This is a genomic window from Rhodococcus sp. 06-235-1A, from assembly GCF_002258785.1.
In the GTDB taxonomy this organism is placed as follows: domain Bacteria; phylum Actinomycetota; class Actinomycetes; order Mycobacteriales; family Mycobacteriaceae; genus Rhodococcoides.
Map to the genome: position 1 here is coordinate 34,085 of NZ_NOYI01000007.1, position 21,467 is coordinate 55,551.

Annotated in this window: 21 protein-coding genes; 11 read left to right on the plus strand and 10 right to left on the minus strand. The window is 65.8% G+C overall.

Features of this window, described 5'->3' with window-relative positions; all coding sequences use genetic code 11:
• Nucleotides 1-3: 3 nt before the first annotated feature.
• The 3 genes from CH275_RS04605 to CH275_RS04615 all read right to left on the minus strand — a co-directional run bounded on the left by CH275_RS04605 (nt 4) and on the right by CH275_RS04615 (nt 3,173).
• Nucleotides 4-1,197: a M20 family metallopeptidase gene (locus CH275_RS04605; protein WP_094675652.1), complete on the minus strand. Its 1,194-nt coding sequence runs from the start codon at nt 1,195-1,197 to the stop codon at nt 4-6.
• Nucleotides 1,194-2,357 carry a M20 family metallopeptidase gene (locus tag CH275_RS04610; protein ID WP_094675792.1) on the minus strand — a complete coding sequence of 388 codons (1,164 nt, stop codon included), beginning with the start codon at nt 2,355-2,357 and terminating at the stop codon, nt 1,194-1,196. Before CH275_RS04610 ends, CH275_RS04605 begins: the two co-directional genes overlap by 4 nt.
• A 111-nt stretch (nt 2,358-2,468) precedes the next feature.
• Nucleotides 2,469-3,173, minus strand: coding sequence for an enoyl-CoA hydratase/isomerase family protein (locus CH275_RS04615; RefSeq protein ID WP_094675654.1), 705 nt, complete (start codon nt 3,171-3,173; stop codon nt 2,469-2,471).
• A 119-nt stretch (nt 3,174-3,292) separates the two neighbouring features.
• Between CH275_RS04615 and CH275_RS04620 the strand changes: the two genes are divergently transcribed.
• The gene (locus CH275_RS04620; protein ID WP_094675794.1) at nt 3,293-4,087 is read left to right on the plus strand and encodes a purine-nucleoside phosphorylase; all 795 of its coding nucleotides are present in this window, start codon (nt 3,293-3,295) and stop codon (nt 4,085-4,087) included.
• Complete coding sequence (locus tag CH275_RS04625) at nt 4,084-5,685, plus strand: phospho-sugar mutase (RefSeq protein WP_094675656.1); 1,602 nt, start codon at nt 4,084-4,086, stop codon at nt 5,683-5,685. The genes CH275_RS04620 and CH275_RS04625 overlap by 4 nt, the downstream gene beginning before the upstream one ends.
• Nucleotides 5,686-5,698: 13 nt before the next feature.
• Here CH275_RS04625 and CH275_RS04630 read toward each other — a convergent pair whose 3' ends face one another.
• Both CH275_RS04630 and upp read right to left on the minus strand, forming a co-directional pair.
• A complete protein-coding gene (locus CH275_RS04630) occupies nt 5,699-6,547 on the minus strand; it encodes a DUF2797 domain-containing protein (protein WP_256990855.1) in 849 nt (282 codons plus the stop codon).
• Nucleotides 6,548-6,627: 80 nt separating this feature from the next.
• Complete coding sequence (upp, locus tag CH275_RS04635) at nt 6,628-7,251, minus strand: uracil phosphoribosyltransferase (RefSeq protein WP_094675658.1); 624 nt, start codon at nt 7,249-7,251, stop codon at nt 6,628-6,630.
• A gap of 132 nt (nt 7,252-7,383) precedes the next feature.
• Between upp and CH275_RS04640 the strand changes: the two genes are divergently transcribed.
• From CH275_RS04640 to CH275_RS04660, 5 genes are read left to right on the plus strand one after another with little or no spacing between them, the layout of a single operon-like run.
• On the plus strand, nt 7,384-7,716 hold the full coding sequence (locus tag CH275_RS04640; protein ID WP_143546680.1) for a type VII secretion target: 333 nt from the start codon (nt 7,384-7,386) through the stop codon (nt 7,714-7,716).
• Nucleotides 7,717-7,721: 5 nt separating this feature from the next.
• Nucleotides 7,722-8,864 (plus strand): C40 family peptidase, encoded by a 1,143-nt coding sequence (locus CH275_RS04645; RefSeq protein WP_094675660.1) that lies wholly within the window; start codon nt 7,722-7,724, stop codon nt 8,862-8,864.
• Nucleotides 8,865-8,890: 26 nt separating this feature from the next.
• Entirely contained in the window at nt 8,891-9,229 is a 339-nt protein-coding gene (locus CH275_RS04650; RefSeq protein WP_094675662.1) for a hypothetical protein, read from the plus strand.
• Nucleotides 9,226-9,540, plus strand: coding sequence for a YbaB/EbfC family nucleoid-associated protein (locus CH275_RS04655; protein WP_094675664.1), 315 nt, complete (start codon nt 9,226-9,228; stop codon nt 9,538-9,540). The genes CH275_RS04650 and CH275_RS04655 overlap by 4 nt, the downstream gene beginning before the upstream one ends.
• 15 nt (nt 9,541-9,555) lie before the next feature.
• Nucleotides 9,556-10,833, plus strand: coding sequence for a primosomal protein (locus tag CH275_RS04660; protein ID WP_094675666.1), 1,278 nt, complete (start codon nt 9,556-9,558; stop codon nt 10,831-10,833).
• 20 nt (nt 10,834-10,853) lie between these two features.
• Here the strand turns inward: CH275_RS04660 and CH275_RS04665 are convergent, their stop codons facing one another.
• A complete protein-coding gene (locus CH275_RS04665) occupies nt 10,854-11,978 on the minus strand; it encodes an adenosine deaminase (protein WP_094675668.1) in 1,125 nt (374 codons plus the stop codon).
• Between the two features lie 244 nt (nt 11,979-12,222).
• Between CH275_RS04665 and CH275_RS04670 the strand changes: the two genes are divergently transcribed.
• Together CH275_RS04670 and CH275_RS04675 are read left to right on the plus strand one after the other, a co-directional pair.
• The gene (locus CH275_RS04670) at nt 12,223-13,725 is read left to right on the plus strand and encodes an APC family permease (protein ID WP_094675670.1); all 1,503 of its coding nucleotides are present in this window, start codon (nt 12,223-12,225) and stop codon (nt 13,723-13,725) included.
• Between the two features lie 21 nt (nt 13,726-13,746).
• The gene (locus CH275_RS04675) at nt 13,747-14,601 is read left to right on the plus strand and encodes a universal stress protein (protein ID WP_094675672.1); all 855 of its coding nucleotides are present in this window, start codon (nt 13,747-13,749) and stop codon (nt 14,599-14,601) included.
• Nucleotides 14,602-14,676: 75 nt separating this feature from the next.
• On the opposite strand, the gene CH275_RS04680 is transcribed toward CH275_RS04675, so the two are convergent.
• Both CH275_RS04680 and CH275_RS04685 read right to left on the minus strand, forming a co-directional pair.
• Nucleotides 14,677-16,098, minus strand: coding sequence for an NAD(P)/FAD-dependent oxidoreductase (locus CH275_RS04680; RefSeq protein WP_373453677.1), 1,422 nt, complete (start codon nt 16,096-16,098; stop codon nt 14,677-14,679).
• Entirely contained in the window at nt 16,095-17,600 is a 1,506-nt protein-coding gene (locus CH275_RS04685) for a gamma-aminobutyraldehyde dehydrogenase (protein WP_094675674.1), read from the minus strand. Before CH275_RS04685 ends, CH275_RS04680 begins: the two co-directional genes overlap by 4 nt.
• Nucleotides 17,601-17,742: 142 nt before the next feature.
• Between CH275_RS04685 and CH275_RS04690 the strand changes: the two genes are divergently transcribed.
• Together CH275_RS04690 and CH275_RS04695 are read left to right on the plus strand one after the other, a co-directional pair.
• Nucleotides 17,743-18,207 (plus strand): Lrp/AsnC family transcriptional regulator, encoded by a 465-nt coding sequence (locus CH275_RS04690; RefSeq protein WP_032376836.1) that lies wholly within the window; start codon nt 17,743-17,745, stop codon nt 18,205-18,207.
• A complete protein-coding gene (locus tag CH275_RS04695; RefSeq protein WP_094675676.1) occupies nt 18,204-19,571 on the plus strand; it encodes an aspartate aminotransferase family protein in 1,368 nt (455 codons plus the stop codon). The genes CH275_RS04690 and CH275_RS04695 overlap by 4 nt, the downstream gene beginning before the upstream one ends.
• 9 nt (nt 19,572-19,580) lie before the next feature.
• Here CH275_RS04695 and CH275_RS04700 read toward each other — a convergent pair whose 3' ends face one another.
• Together CH275_RS04700 and CH275_RS04705 are read right to left on the minus strand one after the other, a co-directional pair.
• Nucleotides 19,581-20,864: a thymidine phosphorylase gene (locus tag CH275_RS04700; protein ID WP_094675678.1), complete on the minus strand. Its 1,284-nt coding sequence runs from the start codon at nt 20,862-20,864 to the stop codon at nt 19,581-19,583.
• Nucleotides 20,857-21,270 carry a cytidine deaminase gene (locus CH275_RS04705; RefSeq protein WP_094675680.1) on the minus strand — a complete coding sequence of 138 codons (414 nt, stop codon included), beginning with the start codon at nt 21,268-21,270 and terminating at the stop codon, nt 20,857-20,859. Before CH275_RS04705 ends, CH275_RS04700 begins: the two co-directional genes overlap by 8 nt.
• Between the last annotated feature and the right edge of the window lie 197 nt (nt 21,271-21,467).

Here is a 21,467-nt window from a genome sequence, read left to right on the forward strand (position 1 = left end):
GTTCTAGTTCGGGTCCAGCGCGATACCGGTCATCACCTTGACGCCCACGGCCAGTGCTCGCTCGTCGAGATCGAAGGTGGGCTGGTGGATGTCGAGTTGCGGTCCGGTGCCCGGCCACACACCCAGCCGAGCCATGGCACCCGGCACTCGTTCGAGGTACCACGAGAAGTCCTCGCCGCCGCCGGACTGCGCGGTGTCGGCCAATGCGTCGGGTCCGACCCGGCCGATCGCCTTCTCGAACGTGTGCGTGGACGCCGGATCGTTGACCACGGGAGGCACACCGCGACGGTAGTGCAGCTCGAATCGTACGCCGGTCGGTGCCAGCAGGCCGGTGACGATCTCGCGGACCAACGGTTCGAGCAATGCCCAGGTCTCGTGGTCTCCGGTGCGGACGGTGCCGGTCAGCATGCCGGTCTGCGGAATGGCATTGGGGGCCTGGCCCGCCACCACCGCTCCCCACACCATCACGGTGCTGGTGCGTGGATCGATTCGTCTGCTCAGCATCCCGGGCAGACCGGTGATGACGGTTCCCAATGCGTAGACGAGGTCGGTGGTCAGGTGCGGCCGCGAGGTGTGTCCGCCGGGTGAATCCAGCCGCAGCTCGACGGTGTCGGCAGCGGAGGTGATTGCCCCGACGCGTACGCCCACCTGCCCTACCTCCAGGCGCGGATCACAGTGCAGCGCAAAGATCTTGGTGACGCCGTCGAGCGCTCCCGCGGCCACCGCATCCAGTGCGCCTCCCGGCATGACCTCCTCGGCGGGCTGAAAGATCAGGCGCACCCCGTACTGAAGATCCGGCAGCGATGCCAGCGCCAGACCGGTCGCGAGCAGCACCGTTGTGTGCGCGTCGTGGCCGCAGGCGTGGGACACCCCCGGCACCGTCGACGAGTACACCGCACCCGTGTTCTCCTGCAGCGGTAGGGCGTCCATGTCCGCCCGCAATGCGACGCGAGGCCCGTCCGGGCCGATATCGCAGATCAACCCGGTCCCGCCGGGGAGCGGCTTGGGTGACAGACCCGCTGCTTCCAGTCGTTCCATCACGAACGCAGTAGTGCCGAACTCGCGTCGAGCAAGTTCCGGGTTGGCGTGAATGTGCCGACGCCACAAGGACAGATCTGCCGTGTGCGACTGGATCCACCGATCGATCGCGGCTTCGGCAGCGCTGATCTCGACCACAGCGTCGTCGCCTGGGCTCATGGTCGCTCGGCCGATCTCGCGCTCACACCGTCGAGCAGACGCGCCCGAGTGCTGGGGTCGGCGGCGGCGCGCGCTGCGGTTCTGGCGAGACCGAGAGCGCCGTCGAGCAGCGCGCGGTCGGCCGACTCGGTGACACATGCAGCTGCGAACTCGGGCTGATGCGTCACCGCCCCTCCCGCATCGAGTCCGACGACGGGATGAATACCGGGTAGAACATTCGTCACGTTTCCCATGTCTGTGCTGCCCAACGGGCGAAATCCTTCCAAATCCGGAGCCAAGGGCGATCGGCCCAGCGCTTCGATCTCCTGACGAAAAGCCGCGACCAACCACGAATCCGGCGTCAATGCCGCGTACGTCGGTGACACCGTACGAATCTCATGGGTGCACCCGGTGGCAAGGGCCCCGGCCTCGAAACAGGCGAACGCCTTCTGCGTCAGCGTCGCGAGCGACTCCGTGGTGTTCGCCCGCAGGTAGTAGAGCAACTCGGCATGGCCGGGCACGATGTTCGGTGCCGCACCCCCGTCACTGACGATGCCGTGGAACTGCTGACCCGGCGCCAGGTGTTGCCGCAGTAGACCGAGAGCCACCTGACTGATGGTGACGGCATCGCCTGCGTTGATTCCCCATTCGGGGGCGGCCGACGCATGCGCTGCGCGACCGGTGAACTGCACGGCGACGTCGGCCAGCGCCAGCGAGGTCGCACCCACGATGTCGAACGGTCCTGGGTGCACCATCAACGCCGCGCCGATGCCGTCGAACACTCCTCGCTCGAGCATCAACACCTTGCCGCCGCCGGTCTCCTCGGCCGGGGTGCCGAGCACTCGAACGGTGATGCCGAGAGCATCGGCCACCGGAGCCAAAGCAAGCGCAGCACCCACCGCGGAGGCCGCAATGATGTTGTGTCCGCACGCATGACCGATCTCGGGCAGGGCGTCGTACTCCGCGCAGATACCGATAACCAGGTCACCACTGCCGAACGACGCCGTGAACGCGGTATCCATGTCTGCCACGTTCGACTCGACCTCGAAGCGGTGCGCGCGGAGGATGTCGAGGATCTTGGCGACGCTGCGATGTTCCTCGAACGCCAGCTCGGGCTCGGCATGAATCGAGTGCGACAGTGCGACCAGTTCGCCGGTCGCGGCGGCCAGGGCGCGGTCCATGGCACCGGCCACAGCAGCACTGTTCGATTCGTCCGTCACGAGAGACAGTGTGTCACTAGCGTGGCCGAGTGTCGGAACGGCTGTACCGAGTTGCGGGCAGAGACGGGCTTGCTACTTTCCGAAGCTGAAGTTGCTGTCGTCGGTTGCGGTGTTCAGCGCGGCAAGCAGATCCACGTGCATTCGCGCCTTGATACCGGCCAGATTCGCACCTCGGGTGCTCGTCAGCGCCGCAGCCTTCGCGACCGCGTCGGACACCAGAGACTCTTCCGGAGCCGTTGCCTCGACGATTCCGGCGGCCACGGCGTCGGCGCCGCCGTAACGGCGACCGGTCGTCATGGCCTCGACGGCCGTCTGCTTGGGCAGCCGGGAGTTGATCAACGCGGACATCCCCACGGTGAACGGCATGTTCAGATTCACCTCGGGCAGGCAGTAGTAGCCTCGGTCGGCGCGCTGGATGCGGAAGTCGTGCGAGGTGGCGAACATCGCGCCTGCTCCGAAGGCATGGCCCTGAACGGCCGCGACGGTGGCCATCGGAAACGCCAGCAGCCGGGTGTACAGCGTGTGGACACGGTCGAGGTACCAGGTGATCTTGTCCAGGTTGGCGAACAGCCAGTCGGTGTCGAGACCGTTGGTGTAGAACTTGCCTGCCGATGTGGTGACCAGCGCAGCCGGCCCGGCCGAGGCCTCCACCTCGTCGAGCAACGCATGCGTGGCGTCGATCCAGTCCGGGTTGAATCGGTTCTCGGGATTGTCCGCACCGTCCTGGGCGCCGAGGAACAGGATGTGGACGTCTCCGTCGCGTTCGAGATAAGGCATGCAGCGGATACTACTCGGCGGTAACTTGCCGGTGGCAACGTCGTCGGTCCCACATCCACCGCAGCGATCTCTTACTGTTGTTCATCGTGGCAACCACCGACGCACATGCGACCGACCCCGTGACCGATCCCGAGGGTGCCGCGCGCACCGCCGCCGACGCGCTCGCCGCAGCAACCGGAGTCGATACCCACACCGTGGCCATCGTCCTCGGCTCCGGCTGGCAGGGCGCAGCAGACGTGTTCGGCTCTCCCACCGCAACAGTGCGTATGGCCGACCTCCCCGGTTTCGCGCCACCGTCGGCATCGGGTCATTCCGGCACGATCACCTCGGTGGACGTCGGCGGTACCCACACCTTGCTGTTGCAGGGACGCACGCATGCCTACGAGGGCCACGACCTACGACGCGTCGTGCATCCCGTGCGCACCGCGATCGCCGCCGGTGCCACAACCGTCGTGCTGACCAACGCTGCGGGCGGAATCAGAGAGGGCATGACCGTCGGGCAGCCCGTCCTGATCTCCGACCACCTCAATCTCACTGCTCGCTCCCCTCTCGTCGGTGCCGAGTTCGTCGATCTGGTCGACGCGTACTCCCACGAACTCCGCGCGCTCGCGGCACAGATCGATCCGTCGCTCGAGACCGGCGTCTACGCCGGTCTGCCCGGCCCGCACTACGAGACGCCTGCGGAGATCAGGATGCTGCGCACGCTGGGAGCCGACCTCGTGGGTATGTCGACGGTGCACGAAACGATTGCCGCCCGCGCGAAGGGCGCTCGCGTCCTCGGCATCTCGCTGGTGACCAACCTTGCGGCCGGAATGACCGGCGAGCACCTGAACCACACCGAAGTACTCGCTGCCGGTAAGCAATCCGCAGCCCGGATGGGCGCACTGCTGCACGAATTGGTGTCTCGCCTGTGACCGAGGATCTCATCGAGCTCGTGCAGCGGTGGATCGCCGGCGACCCGGACCCCGCCACGCGAGAAGAACTCGACGGCCTGTCCGACGGCGAACTGGCCGACAGGTTCGGTGGGCCGTTGACTTTCGGCACAGCCGGCCTGCGTGGACCGGTACGGGCGGGACCCAACGGGATGAATGTGGCGGTGGTCGTGAAGACCTCCGCCGGGATCGCTGCATGGTTGATCGAGAAGGGTCTGGGCGGATCCACCGTCGTCGTCGGTCGCGACGCCAGAAACGGCTCCGAGCAGTTCGCTTTCGCGGCCGCCGAAGTCTTCTCCGCCCAGGGCTTTTCGGTGGTGATGCTGCCTCGCCCCCTACCGACCCCCGTCGTCGCCTTTGCGGTGCGAGCCCTCGATGCCGAGCTCGGCGTGCAGATCACGGCGTCGCACAACCCGGCTGCCGACAATGGGTACAAGGTCTATCTGCGTGGCGGATCGCAACTGATCCCACCCAGCGACGCTCAGATCGAATCGCTCATCGCCGCCACTCCCGACGCGACCGAGATTCCGCGCGCGATCGTGCAGCCCGGCGGCTCAGACATCGCCGCGCGATACCTCGATTCCGTTGTCGCACTACCGCGTTCGACACGGCGAGACATCCGCATCGCACTGACTCCCCTGCACGGTGTCGGTGGTGAGCTCGCGACGGCCGCACTGCGTGGTGCAGGGTTCCGCGACATCCGAGTGGTCGAGAACCAATTCGAGCCCGACCCCGCGTTCCCGACCGTGACGTTTCCCAACCCCGAGGAGCCGGGCGCGGCCGACGCGGTGCTTGCACTGGCGGCCGACGTCGACGCGGATATCGCGATCGCGCTCGACCCCGATGCCGATCGCTGTGCAGTCGGAGTTCCCGGACCCGACGGGTGGCGCATGCTGACCGGCGACGAGACCGGTGCCCTGCTCGCGAACCACCTGCTGAGCCATGCGCCCGCGGACCCGTTGGTGGCCAACACCATCGTCTCGTCGCAGCTGCTCTCGGCGCTCGCTCCCGCACGCGGCGCGCGTTATGCCCGCACCCTGACCGGTTTCAAGTGGCTCGTCCGGGCAGGCGAGGGCCTCGTGTACGCCTACGAGGAGGCCATCGGGCATTGCGTCGACCCGAACGTGGTGCGTGACAAGGACGGTATCTCGGCAGCGGTGGTGCTCGCAGATCTGACCGCCGGCCTGAAACAGGACCGGCGCACCCTGCTCGACGTGCTCGACGACCTTGCGGTCGAGTTCGGCGTACATGTGGGAGCACAGGTCTCGCGGAGGGTGCAGGACCTCGCCGAGATCGGGAACATGATGCATCGGTTGCGCGGCGAACCGCCGACGGAATTGGCCGGTCGTGCCGTCGCCGTGGTGGACTACGCCGAACGCGACGACGAATTACGCACCGACGCAGTCGAAATCAGTGGATCGGGACTGCGGGTGATCGTGCGGCCGTCCGGTACCGAACCCAAGCTCAAGGCGTACCTCGAAGTGATCGGGCAAGTCGAGAGCCGTGACGAACTGGCGAGCGCCCGGGTGGCAGCGGACGAGGTGCTGGCCGAACTGACCGACTTCGCCCAGCATCTCTAGGCATCGACGCCCCTCAGAACAGCGCCGACTGCACCGCGGGCAGGTCCGAGGTGAACTCCCCGAGTTCGATTCGCCGACCCTTCAGCGCAGCCAGGTCCACGACGTAGCTCTCGTCGTCGACGGTGGCGATCACCGCCTGCCCGACGCATGTCCTGATTTCGAGTCCATGAGTTCCGGTCGCGACATCCGCGGGGTAGGTGACGCGACTGACGTTCTCGCTCAACGCTTCGCGTCCGGCGGGCGGCGTCCATCTTTCGTCGATCGAGGTGCATCCGGCGATGCCTGCCGCGGTCAGCATCTCGCGGACCTGCTCGGCCCGGGCAGCGGTGGTGGCGTCGAGCCTGTCCACGTCGACCGGCAGACACAGCGAGGCCGCTTTCGCCGCGGAGCGCACCGCCTGCCGTAGCCCCATCGATTCGGTCACGAGATCCTCCGCCACCCGGACGGCCTTTCCGTCGTCGGCGTGGGCGACGTACCGCGCACAGATGGCCCCTTGCTCGGCGAGCCGGCCCCACTTACGTGTGTCCGCCGCCGTCCCGATCTTGAAGGTGCCGTTCGCGAATGCCGCCAGATAGAGCCAATGCGGTTGCATGACATGCTTTTCCAGATCACGCGAGACGAACCCGCTGCGATGCACGGTATGCACGAACCGAAAGCTGTCCTTGTCGGCGCACGTCGCGCACTGCCCCGACGCGACGGCCCGCTCGCGGCCGGGGCACGGCACGTAGCGAGGCGGGCCGTCGGCCCGAAATGCCATGCGCCCGGTGCAGTAGCGATCGGTCGACGGACCCGGAGCGCGGTAGCCGAGTGTGCGGCCGACCAGTTCGTGAAACTCGATCTGCTCGGTGTCGACGTCGAGCACACGCAAGCTCGGCTGCGGTGCAGGTGACGCCGCCGAGGGCCACGAGACGCCCAGGACCAACCGGGCCGCGGTGTCGGAGGTCAGCGCGGACCGAACTGGCGATCGCCCGCATCCCCGAGACCGGGCACGATGAAGGCGTTGTCGTTGAGACCGTCGTCGATGCTCGCGGCCACCAGTCGCACCGGCAGGCCCGAGGCTTCGAGAGCGGCAACGCCTTCGGGAGCAGCAACGACGCAGATGGCAGTGACGTCCGCCGCACCGCGGCCGACGAGAAGCTCGATCGTATGGACCATCGAACCGCCGGTGGCCAGCATCGGATCCAGTACGTAGACGGGCGTCTGCGACAGGTCGTCGGGCAGGGATTCCATGTAAGGCACCGGCTGGTGCGTGTGCTCGTCTCGCGCCATCCCGACGAATCCGACGCCGGACTGCGGGATCAGGCTGCTGGCCTTTTCGACCATGCCGAGGCCTGCGCGCAGAACCGGGACCAGCAACGGCGGTCGTGCCAGCCGGGTGCCCTCGGTGACTGCGACGGGGGTACGGATCTCGAAAGTGTCGATGTCGGCGTCGCGAGTGGCCTCGTAGACCAGCATGTGGGTGAGCTGACGCAGAGCCGTTCGGAACGTGGCGTTGTCGCTGCGCTCGTCCCGCATCGTGGTGAGCAGAGCTGCGGCCAGTGGGTGGTCGACCACGTGTGTTTCCATGCGTCCAGGATAGGACTTCGGGGGTCGGACGCGAACGGCAAGTCGGGGGAACCGAATGGCGGGCACCCGCGTCGAACCAGTTGGGCGTCGCACTCGGCGGCCCTGAATCGATTGCTTTCTCAGGGGGCACTGATGGCCGAACTCGTCGTCGATACCGAGGGGGTCCTGGCGTACGGTGCGGTGGCATCGACCATGGCCGAGCAGATCGCGGCGGCGGGTGCCGCGGCCACCGCATGCGGTCCCGCTGTGCTGGCACCGGTGTTCGGCTTGATCGGACAGGAATTTCTCGGTGCCGTCACCGGCACACATCTGGCGCACACCGACGCCGTGGTGCGCCTGGCCGGAGCGGTGGCCAGCATCGGTTCCGCGGCCACCGCGTCCGCCGTCTCGTACGCCCTCACCGATGTCGGCACCGGAGCAGCTGTTGCGGCCTCGGCCGCCGGTACAGCGCTGGACGCGCGGTAGCGGCCGTGATCGACCTGTTGGCCCGTCCGATCGTCGATCTGCTCGGAGCCTTCGGCAACGGTTCGCTCCCCACCGGTGGTCCTGCCGACGTACTACGCGCGTCCTCGGCCGCGATCGAGGCTGCACAGGGAATCGGCCGAGTCGCGATCACCGAACTCGCCGCCGGTTGGAACGGCGATGCGGCCGACGCGGCCATTCGCTACGCCGAGAGCGCGCACACGTCCGCGATCGCTCTCGCCGACCACGCCGACGACATCGCTGCCGTCGTCGATCAGGCGTGCCGCGACACCAATCAGGGCTTCCTCGAACTGCAGGCCATCGTGCAGTCGTTCGTGGGCATTGCTCTCTCTGCCGGACCGATCATCACAACACCGGTAGGGCAGACCATGCTGATCTCGGCAGCCATCGAGCATCTCGAACGGGCTCTGGTGGTGGTTGCCCGTGTCCGCGCCGAATTGGCCGCGCACACTGCGAAAGTCGGTGCACTCGCTGCTCCTCCGACGGTGCCCGCTCCCGTGGGCGGAGCTGCGCCCCCGGCCCCGGGCTCCCCCTCGAACCTCATGACCTCACCTGCGACGTCGCAGGTGATCGAGGCAGGAGAGAAGCTCGCGAAGACATTCGCGCAGTCGGTCGCCTCCTCTCCCGCCGGGGGCGAGTCGCCGAGCAGCGGTGTCGGTGGCGGTGGCGGTGGCGCACAGAACTATCTGGGCAACCAGGCCACAGATTCCTCCCACTCGACAAACAGCGCCGGCCGGGGAGTCGAGGTACGACTGCCCGACGGCAGTGTCGTCACCGCGCCCAACGCCGAGGCAGCGGGCGCGGTCCGCAGCGCTCTGACGCAACAGGGTGTGCCGTACGCGTGGGGCGGCACCACACCGGGCAGCGGGCTCGACTGCAGCGGATTGACGCAGTGGGCATATTCGCAACAGGGCGTCGACATTCCCCGTCTGGCTCAGGAACAGGACATCGGCTCCGCCGTGGCACCGGGTGACGTCATGCCCGGCGACCTCGCGGTCTGGGACGGACACGTGGCGATGGTGATCGGAAACGGTCAGCTCGTCGAAGCGGGAGACCCGGTGCAGGTCGGACCGATCCGAACGACCAACAGCGGTATGGGCTTCAAGGGCTTCTACCGTCCGACCGAATAACAGGCAGACCGAACGAAGGGCCAGCAATGACGGACTCGACCACCACCGTCTTCAGCGCGGTATCGGGAACCCGATCGGGATCGGTGACGGTGAGTGCCACCGAGCACGGGCTGCCGATCGCACTCGACATCGACGAACGCGAGCTGCGCTACGGCGGAGGCGCACTGGCTGCGACGATCCTCCAGCAGTGCGCGCGGGCGAGCGCGGCCGCTCGCGCCAAGCGCCGCACTCTGCTGGCCGAGGAGGGCGTTCCTGCCGAGGTTCTCGATCGCCTCGGACTACCCACGAATGCCCGAGTGGCTACCGCTGCGAACGAGAACCTGGCCGAGGACTTCGCACCCGCGAGTTGGCTGAGGCAGGTATGACCCACGCTCGAACCACCGAACTCGATGCTCTGGTCGGCCGCGTCCAGCACCGGCTGGACATTCTGCGCGAGACCCACGAGCAACTGGACCGCATCAGGTTTCGAGTCACCTCACCGGACAACCTGGTGACCGTCGTCGCCGACGGATCCGGTGCGATGGTCGAACTGGAACTCGCCGAGAACCTCCGATCCGTGTCGGCGCGCAGACTCTCGTCGACCATTGCCACTGTGGCTGCCGACGCTGCACTTGCGGCGCTCGACCAGCGCGAGGCCATCCTACAAAGTCTGCAGGCTTCGCTCACAGACTCCTGAGATAGGCTTCGCGCCATGGCTGGAGACATCATCCCGATCGAACTCGGTCTCACCGCCGGTGACTTCTCCACATTGTGGGCACCGGAGTGGCGAGAAGGCGACGACGAATGGGAGGCGTTCCTCGGACACGAGGAAGACCTGTACGGATTCCCGACCGTCGCCGAGCTCGCGGCGTTCGTCCGATCCGACGACGACAACGACCTCGTCGACCACCCGTCGTGGCCGGTGGTCTCCGCTCTGGCGGCGTACGAACTCGAGCCGGACGATCTGCATCGCTTCGATCTGGTTGCGGTACCGGAGCTGGTGGCCTCGGACCCCGAAGCCGACGTTCTCGCCGAACTGCAGGCAACCTTCGACATCGTCGCCTCCATCGGCGACGTCTGTGAACTGCGTCCCGTCACAAGCTTTTTCGGTACCAACCCGTTCGTCGGGGCCGTCGGCGGAGGCGTCGAGAACTTCCTCGGTCGCGAGGGCGGCGAATTGTGGGACCGCATCGGAGCTGCCGTCGCCAAGCACTGGGACGACGTATTGGACGCAGTCGATTCCATCGTCACCTCTCCCGACGTCGACGCCGCTGCTGTCTCCGTGGCCGAAGCCGAGATCACTGCGGCAGCGGAGAACGCCGTCGACGCCGATGACGCGACCGACGACATCGATTCCGATTCCGACGAAGAAGACGAAGACGACGAAGACGACGAAGACGAGAACGTCGATCGTGATCCGATTGCCGCGGCAGCCGCCGAGGAGACCTTCTGGACCACCGTCGGTATCGACCCGATTCGCATCATCACCTCCGACGACACGGTGTACACCCTGCGCTGCTACCTCGGCGACAAGCCGGTGTTCCTCGGCCGCGGCGGTGCCATCAGCGTGTTCGGCTCCGAGCGTTCGTTGGCTCGGTACCTGGCCGACGATCACGACCACGATCTGGCGCAGGTCAGTACTTACTCCGATATTCAGACGGCCGCCATCGACGGCTCTCTCGACATCGAGATCACCGACGACAACGTGTACGTGCTACCCGGCCTGGCCGACGATCTTGCCGAGGGTCCGACTGCAGTCGATGCCGACCAGCTGGATCTGGCTGTCGAATTGTTCACCGATGCAGCCGAATTCGCCGGCGACAACTCCGTCGAGGAAGCGCTCGCCACCTCCACGCCGTTGGGCTGGTACGTCTCGTACACACTCGAACCGAGCCAGGGTCGACTCGCTCCGAGCGCGCCGTTCGCCGTCGAGGCCGAAGCGTGGCGCGACCTCGAGCGCGAGTTCGAGAGCCGCCTGCGCAAGAAGTAGCGCCGGTCTCGTCTGCGAGGTCAGCCGATCAGGACTGCGTAGCCGGGCTTGATGACGTCGTCGATCAAGGCCAGCCGCTCGTCGAACGGAAGGAACGCGGACTTCATCGCGTTGATGGTGAACCGCTCGAGATCGCTCCACCCGTAACCGAAAGTCTCGACCAGCTTGACCATCTCGCGACTCATCGAGGTGTCGCTCATCAAGCGGTTGTCGGTGTTGACGGTGACCCGGAATCGAAGTCGCGCAAGCAGATCGAACGGGTGCGTTGCCAACGACTCGACGGCACCGGTCTGCACGTTCGAACTCGGGCAGAGCTCGAGCGGCATCCGGGTGTCACGCACGTACGCGGCCAGCAAGCCGAGTTCGGGCGTGCCGTCGGCGGCGCGGGTGATGTCGTCGATGATCCGGACCCCGTGACCGAGCCTGTCGGTACCGCAGAACGCCACCGCTTCCTGAATCGACGGCAGGCCGAACGCCTCACCCGCGTGAATGGTGAAGTGCGCGTTGCTCGCTCGCATGTACTCGAAAGCGTCGAGGTGGCGACTGGGAGGAAAGCCCGCTTCGGCACCGGCGATGTCGAAGCCGACGACTCCACGATCGCGGAAGCGAACCGTCAGCTCGGCGATCTCCCGCGAGCGAGCCGCGTGTCGCATAGCGGTGAGCAGGGTGCCGATCGTGATGTTCTTGCCTCGCACCTTGGCGGCAGAGATCCCGGCCTCGAAACCTGCGAGAGTATGAGCGACAACCTCGTCGAGGGTCAGTCCGCGTTCGAGATGCTGCTCCGGAGCGAAGCGCACCTCCGCGTACACGACGCCGTCGTCGGCGAGGTCCTCGGCACATTCGCGGGCCACTCGAAACAGTCCCTCGGGAGTCTGCATCACGGCCACGGTGTGCGCGAACGTCTCGAGGTAACGCACCAGCGAGCCGCTGTCGGCGGCCTCGCGGAACCACTCGCCCAGTGCTGCGCCGTCGGTGGCGGGTAGTCCGTCGTAGCCGCACTCGTCGGCCAGCTCGAGCACGGTCTGCGGACGGAGTCCGCCGTCGAGGTGATCGTGCAGCAATGCCTTGGGAGCTGTCCTGATCGACCCGAGATCGAGTGGCGCACTGCCACCGATGGACGACTGTGTGTTCTCCACGGTGCTCATGTGTCGACGGTAGCGCGCGGCCCGCGAGCATGCGCGTCTGCCGAAGCCTCTCGGCGAGTCCGCGGATTCCGGCGAACCGCACCACTTCTGCGACCTATTTCGTTGCATTGTTACTCGGATGAAAACAATTCCGTCGATACACAGCGAATCAGCGACGGAAATCGTAGTCTTCATCCAACACACGCGGCCGATTCTGTCGGGTCCCTCTCCGGCGTCTCGGTCGACTCGAGCCTCGGAGAGACCTATGTCCATTGCGGAACCGCCGAACACCCTTCCGGGCAAGGGACTCAACACCGGCGCTCTCGGGTTGGTCGGCAACATCGTCATCGGGCTGTCGGCGGTGGCACCGGCCTACAGTCTGGCGGCCACCCTCGGCTACGTCGTCCTGGCCGTCGGCGACAAAGCACCGTCGATGTTCCTCATCGCGTTCGTCCCGATGCTGCTCACGGCCTTCGCTTACCGCGAACTGGGACGCGACACACCGGACTGCGGAACGTCGTTCACCTGGGGCACCAAGGCCTTCGGCCCATGGGTCGGCTGGATGGCGGGATGGGGGCTGGCGGTCTCGGCAATCATCGTGCTCGCCAACGTTGCCGAGATCGCTGCCATCTACCTGTTCGAGTTTCTCGGCCTGTCCGGGTTGGCGGAGTCGACTGCGGCCAAGGTCGCCCTCGGTTCGTTCTTCATCGTCTCGATGACCTACGTCAGTTTTCGCGGCATCCTGATCAGCGAACGCATGCAGAACGTGCTCCTGGTCGTGCAGTTCGGTGTGCTCATCGGAGTGTCGGTGACGGCACTGGTCAAGGTGGGGACCGGTACCGCCGGACCCCAGGCCATCACGCCCCAGTGGAGCTGGCTGGTTCCCACTGGGGTGACGATGTCCGACGCGGCCCAGGCCATCATCCTGTGCATCTTCATCTATTGGGGGTGGGATGCCTGCCTGGCCGTCGGCGAGGAAACCAAGGACTCCGAGAAGACTCCGGGACGCGCCGCGGTGATCACCACGTTGATTCTGGTCGCGACCTACGTGCTCGTCGGATACGCAGTGCAGTCGTTCGCCGGGTTCGGCGATACCGGCATCGGGCTGAACAACCCGGACAACGTCGACGATGTGTTGACCATCCTCGGCGATCCGGTCGCCGGTTCGATCGTGGCGTCGCTGCTGCTGTTGACGGTCTCCATCTCGGCACTGTCCTCGACGCAGACGACCATCCTGCCCACTGCCCGCGGAACACTGTCGATGGCCGTGTACGAGGCAATCCCCAAGCGGTTCGCCAGCGTGCACCCCAAGTACATGACGCCCGGCTTCGGCACGCTCGTGATGGGTGCCGCGGCCCTGATGTTCTATTTGGTACTCACCTTCGTCAGCGCCAACGCCCTGCAGGATTCGGTGGCGTCTCTGGGACTCGCGGTGGCGTTCTATTACGGCATCACCGCGTACGCGTGCACGTGGTACTTCCGCCGAACGCTGCTGACGTCCGTCCGAAACCTGTTCATGCGCGGGATCTTTCCGTTCCTCGGTGGGTTGTCGATGACGTGGGCGTTCGTGCAGAGCGCGGTCGACATGATCAAGCCCGACTACGGTTACACCGTCTACGGTCCGATCGGCGGAGTGTTCGTCCTCGGAGTCGGCATGCTGGTACTCGGAATTCCGCTCATGCTGCTGTGCTTCGTGGGCAACAAGGACTTCTTCCAGGGCAAGACACTCACCGCATCCACCGAAGTCAAGGTTCCGGACACTTACTAGAAGAGAAGGACCGAAAAGCTCATGAAGATCACCGTCGGCTACCTCGCCACACCCAGCGGCGACGACGGCGTAGCCCTGGCCACCGCCCTCGCCCGCGCACTCGACGCGTCCATCGACATCGTGCTGGTCATGGCGGTGGACGAACCGGTCATGGAAGGGAGCGGGCCGTACCGGAAAGTTCTCGAGGCCAAGGCGCAGGGCTGGGTGGACGAGGCTGCCGCCCAGGTGCCGTCGGACATCTCGGTCACCACCCACGTGCTCTCGCACGAGTCGTTCGCCCGGGCCCTCATCGACTTCGCCGTACAGGCCGATGCCGACATGATCGTCGTGGGCGGAGCCGGCGACGGTCTGCTGAATCGGCATTCGATCGGGTCGGTGGCCGGTCAGCTTCTGCACGCATCCGAAGTTCCGCTGGCACTTGCACCTCGGGGCTACCGGCTCGCCAATGCACCGATCACCGACCTCACCGTCGCCGTCCCCACCCGGGCATCGGCTCCCAATCCGTTGCCGTTCGCGATCACTCTGGCCAGCGCGGCGCACGTGCCGGTCCGGTTGGTCTCGCTGGTGTCTCTCGAACCGACCGGTGCACCGAGCGACGAGACCTCACTGGACACGCGTCGACGACAGGTCGCCGCCGCGCAGGAGAATCTCGAGCTCGCGGTACGCACCCTCCCCGACATCGACGGCCTGGAGTCGATCGTCGCCGACGGGTCTTCCTTGGACGAGGCCATGGGCAACCTCGACTGGAAGCCGGGCGATGTCCTGTTCCTCGGCTCGAGTCGATTGGCGACTCCCAAGCGAGTGTTCCTCGGCTCCAGTGCGGCCAAGATCCTGCGTGCCGCTCCGGTGCCGGTGGTCGTCGTTCCGCACGATTAGAGCGGCTTCGCCGCAGGTGCACGAAACTTCGTAGCAGAGGTCGAGTTTCCGTGCACGTGCGGCGAAGCCGCTCCCTCAGCTGTCGAAACCCAGACCCAGCGCGTCCATACCCTTGAGCCATAGGCCGCGCTTTCCGCCGTTGCGGTCGGCTCGGGCGAACTCGGCCCGGGTGATGTTGATGCCGATGGATCTGATGGGCTCGGGCGGGAACGGCAGCGGCATGCTGCGCACCATCTTCAGTCGTGTTCGTTCGGTGTCCTTGCCGTCGAGCAGGTCGAGGGCGGTGCGGGCCCCGAAGTGGGACGCGCCGACGCCGAGTCCGGTGAACCCTGCCACCGTGGCCACCCGTCCGTTCATGCCGAGATCCCAGAAGGCGCTGAACCGCGAGCACGTGTCGATCGATCCGCCCCAGGCGTGGGTGGCACGAATTCCTTCGAGGCCGGGGAACATCTGCAGCAGGTGTTCGGCAAGCAATGCGAACTCCTCGGGATGTTGGGTTCGGCGCGGGTCGGTGTCGCTACCGTAGAAGTAGTGCGCGTCCCACCCGCCGAACAGGGTGCGATTGTCCGCCGTCAACCGGAAGTAGTGAAATCTGTTGCCGGAGTCGGCCAATCCTTCGCGGCCCGACCAGCCGATGTCGGCGAGCTGCGCGGACGTCAGTGGTTCGGTCATGATCACGTAGTCCCACACCGGGACGATCCAGTGACGGAGCTTGCGCCGCAACGATTTCGATGCCGAGGTGGCCAGCAGGACCTTGGCGGCCTCGATGGTGCCGTAGCCCGTCTTCACTCGAATACCATTGCCGGACTTGTCGATCGACAGCGCCTTGGTGTTCTCGTGAATGCGTACGCCGAGTGACTCGGCTGCGTCGGCCAGGCCCCAGGCCAGTTTGGCGGGGTCGATCATCGCGACGTCGGGGTCGAACAGTGCACCTCGCGCCATCGGTGAGGTGACTCTCGACGCCACCGCAGCGGCGTCGAGGTACTCCATCGGCTGCGACAGGCGCGCTGCCTCGTCGCCGAGCTCGCGTAGATCGTCGACCTGCCAGTCGAAGTTCGCGATGTCCAGCTCGCCGGTGCGCTCGATGTCGGCGTCGATTCCGTACTTGTGCGCAGTTGCGCAGATCGCGTCGAGTGTCTCCGTTCCCATCCGCAGCAACTCGGGTAGCTCGTCGGCATACCGGTCCAGGCCGTTGCCCAGGCCATGCGTCAGGCTGGCCGCGCAGAAGCCGCCGTTGCGACCGGTTGCGCCCTCGGCAATGCGGTCGCCTTCGAGCAACACGATCGACCTGTCGGGATTCTCTTCGGCCGCATGCACTGCCGCCCACAGGCCGGTGAACCCGCCACCGACGATCACCAGATCCGCTGTCGCAGAGCCGGTGTGCCGACTGCGCGGCGCGGGGCGTTCGACGCGATCGAGCCAGTAGGACTCCGGCGTGGCACCCGCCACCATTGCAACACCGCGTTCGGAGGGCTCGGTGGCCCACGTTCCGTTCACCGGGCATTCTCCTGACCGTTGGGGTTTTCTGCGGCGAAAACCGTTCGATGCCAGGGCTTTCGGGCCACACCGGTGATGTCGGTCATGACGTGTTTGACGGTGAGGTACTCGTCCAGCGAGTAGCTCGACATGTCCTTGCCGAAGCCCGAAGCCCCGAATCCTCCGTGTGGCATCTCGCTGATGATCGGAATGTGATCGTTGATCCACACACAACCGGCGGCGATCTCGCGCGTCGCTCGTCCTGCGCGGTACACGTCTCGGGTCCACGCCGAGGCCGCGAGTCCGAACGCGGTGTCGTTGGCGCGTCGGATCGCATCGTCGTCACCGTGATGCTTGGACACCGTGAGCACCGGGCCGAACACCTCGTCGCGATAGATTTCGTCCTGTTCGCCGACATCGGCGATCAATGTCGGCGGGTAGAACGCACCCGGGCCCTCCGGGACACGGCCTCCGGTGACGATCCTGGCTCCGGTGTCGCGAGCTCGATTCACCATGGCCGCAACACGATCGCGATGAGCGATCGAGATCAGCGAACCCATGTCGGTTGCCGGATCGGTCGGGTCTCCCACGACGACGCGTCCCATCAACTCGGCAACTCCGGCAACGAAGTCGTCGTAGAGGGATTCTGCGACGATGGCGCGGGTTGCCGCCGTGCAGTCCTGGCCGCCGTTGATCAGCGATCCGGCGACTGCACCGTGAATCGCGGCATCGAGATCGGCGTCGTCGAAGACCACCAACGGCGCCTTGCCGCCGAGTTCGAGCTGCACCCGAGTGCCATGGACGGCGGCCTGCGCCATGACTCGCCTGCCGACGGGGGTCGAGCCGGTGAAGGTCATCAGATCGAGGCCCCCGTGCGAGGACAGCGTGACTCCGGCGTCTTCCCCGGTTCCGGTGACGACGTTGAAGACGCCGTCGGGCACACCTGCCTCGGTGGCCAGACGGGCCAGCCGCAACGTGGTCAGCGGAGTGAGTTCGCTGGGTTTGAGCACAATGGAGCATCCGGCCGCCAGAGCCGGAATGGCCTTCCACACGGCCATCTGCAGCGGATAGTTCCACGGGGTGATCGACCCGACCACCCCGACGGCGTCACGCCGAACGGCCGAGGTGTGCTCACCCGAGTACTCCGCAGCGGCCTTGCCATCGAGATGCCGCGCCGCTCCGGCGAAGAACTCGATGTTGTCGATGCTGCCCGGTACGTCGAACTCCGTTGCCAGCCGCACCGATTTCCCGGTCTGCGCTACCTCCTCGGAGACGAAGCTCTCGGCGTCGGCCGCTACCAGGCGTGCCAGTTCCGTCAACACAGCGCTGCGGTGCGCAGGCGTGGCGGTGGACCATGCCGGAAATGCTGATCGGGCATGTGCGAGAGCGGAATCGACATTCGCTGCGGTGGCCAGACCCAGGTCGGCAACAACAGCCCCGGTGGCAGGGTCGTCGACGGCATACCGCTGACCACTGCCGTCCACCGCGCGCCCGTCGATCCAACATCCAGGAATGTTCGCCATGCCCGAAGCCTACCGCCCGAGCCACTGATTCTCTCTGTTTCCAGCCTCTTCACAACTGATTCTGTCGTTGAAATAGCAAATTGACACGCATTTCATCGTCGAAGGGTTGTGTTCACCGCCGCGACAGTGACAAGATCGACGCATGCCCGAGCAGCCACCCATCGCACTCGACGACGTCTCCAAGGCGATCATCGAACAACTCCAGGAGGACGGGCGACGCTCGTACGCCGCCATCGGCAAAGCCGTCGGCCTCTCGGAAGCCGCTGTCCGCCAACGTGTTCAGCGTCTGACGGACTCCGGCGTCATGCAGATCGTCGCGGTGACCGATCCGGTACAGGTCGGCTTCAAGCGGCAGGCCATGATCGGGATCAAGTGCACCGGAGACAGCTACGCGCTGTCCGAGGAACTGTCGGCGATCGACGCCATCGACTACGTGGTCCTCACCGCGGGGTCGTTCGACGTCGTCGTGGAAGTGGTGTGCGAGGACGACGAACAACTTCTACAGATTCTGAACAAACAGATCCGCAGTCTCGACGGCGTCACCAGTACCGAAACCCTGGTCTATCTCAAACTCGTCAAGCAGCAATACAATTGGGGAACACGATGACACGAACGACAGCCGAGCTCGACGCCTCCGCAGCCAAGCACCTGTGGGGCCACTTCACTCGCCACGGCGCAGGGGTCACTCCCCCGATCATCACCCGCGGCGAAGGTTCGACCATTTGGGACTCCAACGGCAAGAGCTACATCGACGGGCTCTCGGGCTTGTTCGTGGTGCAGGTGGGGCACGGCCGTGAGGAATTGGCCGAGGCCGCAGCCAAGCAGGCCAAGGAGTTGGCATTCTTCCCACTGTGGTCGTACGTCACCGAACCGGCCATCGAACTCGCCGAGCGGCTCGCCGGGTACGCCCCCGGGGATCTGAACCGCGTCTTCTTCACCACCGGTGGCGGCGAGGCCGTCGAAAGCGCATGGAAGCTGGCCAAGCAGTACTTCAAGAAGGTCGGCAAGCCCGGTAAGCACAAGGTGATCTCGCGGGCCATCGCGTATCACGGCACTCCGCAGGGTGCACTGGCCATCACCGGAATCCCCGCACTCAAAGAGCCTTTCGAGCCGTTGACGCCGGGCGCGTTCCGGGTGCCGAACACCAACATCTACCGCGCGCCCGCCCCACTCGACACCGACCCGAAGGCGTTCGGAATCTGGGCTGCCGATCGCATCGCCGAGGCCATCGAGTTCGAGGGCCCCGACTCGGTGGCCGCGGTGTTCCTCGAGCCGGTCCAGAACGCCGGCGGTTGCTTCCCGCCCCCGCCCGGATACTTCGAGCGGGTCCGCGAGATCTGCGACCGCTACGACGTCCTCCTGGTCTCGGACGAGGTTATCTGTGCGTTCGGCCGGATCGGATCCATGTTCGCGTGCAACGACTTCGGCTACGTCCCGGACATCATCACCTGCGCCAAGGGACTGACCTCGGGCTACTCCCCTATCGGCGCAATGATCGCCTCCGACAGGCTGTTCGAGCCGTTCGACGACGGCACGTCCAGCTTCGCGCACGGGTACACCTTCGGTGGCCATCCCGTCTCCGCCGCAGTGGCCATGGCCAATCTCGACATCTTCGAGCGCGAGGGAATCAATGCCCACGTCGCAGACAACGCACCTGCGTTTCGCTCGACGCTCGAGAAACTGCACGATCTGCCGATCGTCGGAGACGTGCGCGGCGAAGGGTTCTTCTACGGCATCGAGTTGGTCAAGGACAAAGCCACGAAGGAAACGTTCAGCGATGCCGAAGCAGAACGCATCCTCCGCGGGTTCCTCTCCACGGCTCTGTTCGACGCAGGGCTGTACTGCCGGGCCGACGACCGCGGCGACCCGGTCGTACAGCTGGCACCCCCGCTGATCTGTGGCCAGAAGGAGTTCGACGAGATGGAGCAGATCCTGCGCAGCGTTCTGACCGAGGCAGGGAACCTGATCTGAACGAGCTCGTCACCGACCGATGCGGTCGATCACGAGAGGGCTCGGCTCGACAGCCGTGGCACCGATGTCCCAGCTGCCGTCGAGTGCCTGCTGCGCGTACTCGAAACGCTCGGGAGTGTCGGTGTACAGGGTTGCGAGCCGATCCCCGGCCCGCACGCGATCACCGGGCTTGGCGTGCAGCCGGACTCCGGCTGCACTCTGCACGGGCTCACCCTGTCGCTCGCGGCCTGCCCCCAGCCGCCAGGCCGCGAGTCCGACTCCCATCGCGTCCAATCCGGTGACGACGCCGTCGGCGGTAGCGGTGAAGTCCTGGCTCTCGCGAGCGGTAGGCAACGCGGCATCGGGATCGCCGCCCTGTGCCGCGATCATCGTCCGCCAACGGTCCATGGCCGAGCCGTCGGCGAGTTTGTCGGCGGGATCGACGCCCTCGATCCCGGCGGCGGCGAGCATCGTCCGCGCCAACGTGACCGTCAGTTCGACGATGTCGGCCGGACCGCCTCCTGCGAGTACCTCGACCGACTCCTGGACTTCGAGTGCATTGCCTGCAGTGAGCCCGAGCGGGGTGTCCATTGCCGTCAGCACCGCCAGAGTGCGCACGCCCGCATCGGTTCCGAGCTCGACCATCGCAGTCGCGAGTTCGCGCGCATCGTCGACGTTCTTCATGAATGCGCCGGCACCGACCTTCACGTCCAACACGAGTGCGCCGGTGCCCTCGGCGATCTTCTTGCTCATGATCGAACTGGCGATCAGCGGTATCGACTCGACGGTTCCGGTCACGTCACGCAGTGCATACAGCTTCTTGTCGGCGGGAGCCAGATCGGCACCGGCCGCACACACCACCGCTCCTACCGTCGGATCCGCCAGGATGCGGTGCATCTCCTCACCGGTGAGATCTGCTCGCCACCCGGGTATCGACTCGAGCTTGTCGAGCGTCCCGCCGGTGTGTCCGAGCCCTCGACCCGACAGCTGCGGCACCGCAGCCCCACACGCTGCGACGAGCGGAGCCAACGGCAACGTGATCTTGTCTCCGACACCGCCGGTCGAGTGTTTGTCGACGGTGGGCAGCGGCAGCGCGGAGAAGTCCATGCGGGTACCCGAGGCGATCATCGCGCGGGTCCACGTGCTCAGTTCCCGACGGGACAATCCGCGCAACAGGATTGCCATCGCGAGTGCCGACATCTGTTCGGGCGCGACGGTTCCGCGCGTGAACTCCGCGATCACCCACTCGATCTGCTCGTCGTCGAGAACGCGGCCGTCGCGCTTGGCGCTGATGATCGATACGGCGTCAGGCATGGTTGTTCACGCGTCCTTCGTCGAGGTTGTCGGGGCCGAATGCGTCCGGGAGCAACTCTGCCAGTCGACGGGGCCCCGAGGTGGTGTCGACGAGCAGATCCGGGCCACCGAATTCGAGCAGCAACTGGCGGCACCGCCCGCACGGCATCAGGATTTCACGTCGAGAATCGCAGCAGGAGAAGGCCACGAGTCTGCCGCCGCCCGTCGAGTGCAGGTTCGAGACCAACCCGCACTCGGCACACAGGCCCAAACCGTATGAGACATTTTCCACATTGCACCCGGTGACTATCCGATTGTCGTCCACCAGTGCGGCCGCACCGACCGGAAAGTTCGAGTACGGGGCGTAAGCACGACGCATCGCCTCATGAGCATTGTCGCGCAACGTATTCCAGACGATTTCGTTCATGGTTCACCATCCAATCACGCCGTCTGAATTGATGCAGAGAACTGCCCGAAAGTTCGATTCCGAATTGGGAAGGCAAACCTAACACCGAATTTCGGCAGCGTACGAACCTCGAGTCGAATTAGTTCCGTGTTTCGAATGGGTTTACAGTTTCGAGTAAGCGGCTAGTACAACCAGCACTAGGGCCGAATCGCGACAAA

Excerpts from the sequence above, each read along its gene's own strand:
- CH275_RS04605 (WP_094675652.1), bottom strand. The coding sequence starts at position 1,197 with ATGAGCCCAGGCGACGACGCTGTGGTCGAGATCAGCGCTGCCGAAGCC.
- CH275_RS04610 (WP_094675792.1), bottom strand. The coding sequence starts at position 2,357 with ATGGACCGCGCCCTGGCCGCCGCGACCGGCGAACTGGTCGCACTGTCG.
- CH275_RS04615 (WP_094675654.1), bottom strand. The coding sequence starts at position 3,173 with ATGCCTTATCTCGAACGCGACGGAGACGTCCACATCCTGTTCCTCGGC.
- upp (WP_094675658.1), bottom strand. The coding sequence starts at position 7,251 with ATGGAAACACACGTGGTCGACCACCCACTGGCCGCAGCTCTGCTCACC.
- CH275_RS04640 (WP_143546680.1), top strand. The coding sequence starts at position 7,384 with ATGGCCGAACTCGTCGTCGATACCGAGGGGGTCCTGGCGTACGGTGCG.
- CH275_RS04650 (WP_094675662.1), top strand. The coding sequence starts at position 8,891 with ATGACGGACTCGACCACCACCGTCTTCAGCGCGGTATCGGGAACCCGA.
- CH275_RS04655 (WP_094675664.1), top strand. The coding sequence starts at position 9,226 with ATGACCCACGCTCGAACCACCGAACTCGATGCTCTGGTCGGCCGCGTC.
- CH275_RS04660 (WP_094675666.1), top strand. The coding sequence starts at position 9,556 with ATGGCTGGAGACATCATCCCGATCGAACTCGGTCTCACCGCCGGTGAC.
- CH275_RS04665 (WP_094675668.1), bottom strand. The coding sequence starts at position 11,978 with ATGAGCACCGTGGAGAACACACAGTCGTCCATCGGTGGCAGTGCGCCA.
- CH275_RS04670 (WP_094675670.1), top strand. The coding sequence starts at position 12,223 with ATGTCCATTGCGGAACCGCCGAACACCCTTCCGGGCAAGGGACTCAAC.
- CH275_RS04675 (WP_094675672.1), top strand. The coding sequence starts at position 13,747 with ATGAAGATCACCGTCGGCTACCTCGCCACACCCAGCGGCGACGACGGC.
- CH275_RS04685 (WP_094675674.1), bottom strand. The coding sequence starts at position 17,600 with ATGGCGAACATTCCTGGATGTTGGATCGACGGGCGCGCGGTGGACGGC.
- CH275_RS04690 (WP_032376836.1), top strand. The coding sequence starts at position 17,743 with ATGCCCGAGCAGCCACCCATCGCACTCGACGACGTCTCCAAGGCGATC.
- CH275_RS04695 (WP_094675676.1), top strand. The coding sequence starts at position 18,204 with ATGACACGAACGACAGCCGAGCTCGACGCCTCCGCAGCCAAGCACCTG.
- CH275_RS04700 (WP_094675678.1), bottom strand. The coding sequence starts at position 20,864 with ATGCCTGACGCCGTATCGATCATCAGCGCCAAGCGCGACGGCCGCGTT.
- CH275_RS04705 (WP_094675680.1), bottom strand. The coding sequence starts at position 21,270 with ATGAACGAAATCGTCTGGAATACGTTGCGCGACAATGCTCATGAGGCG.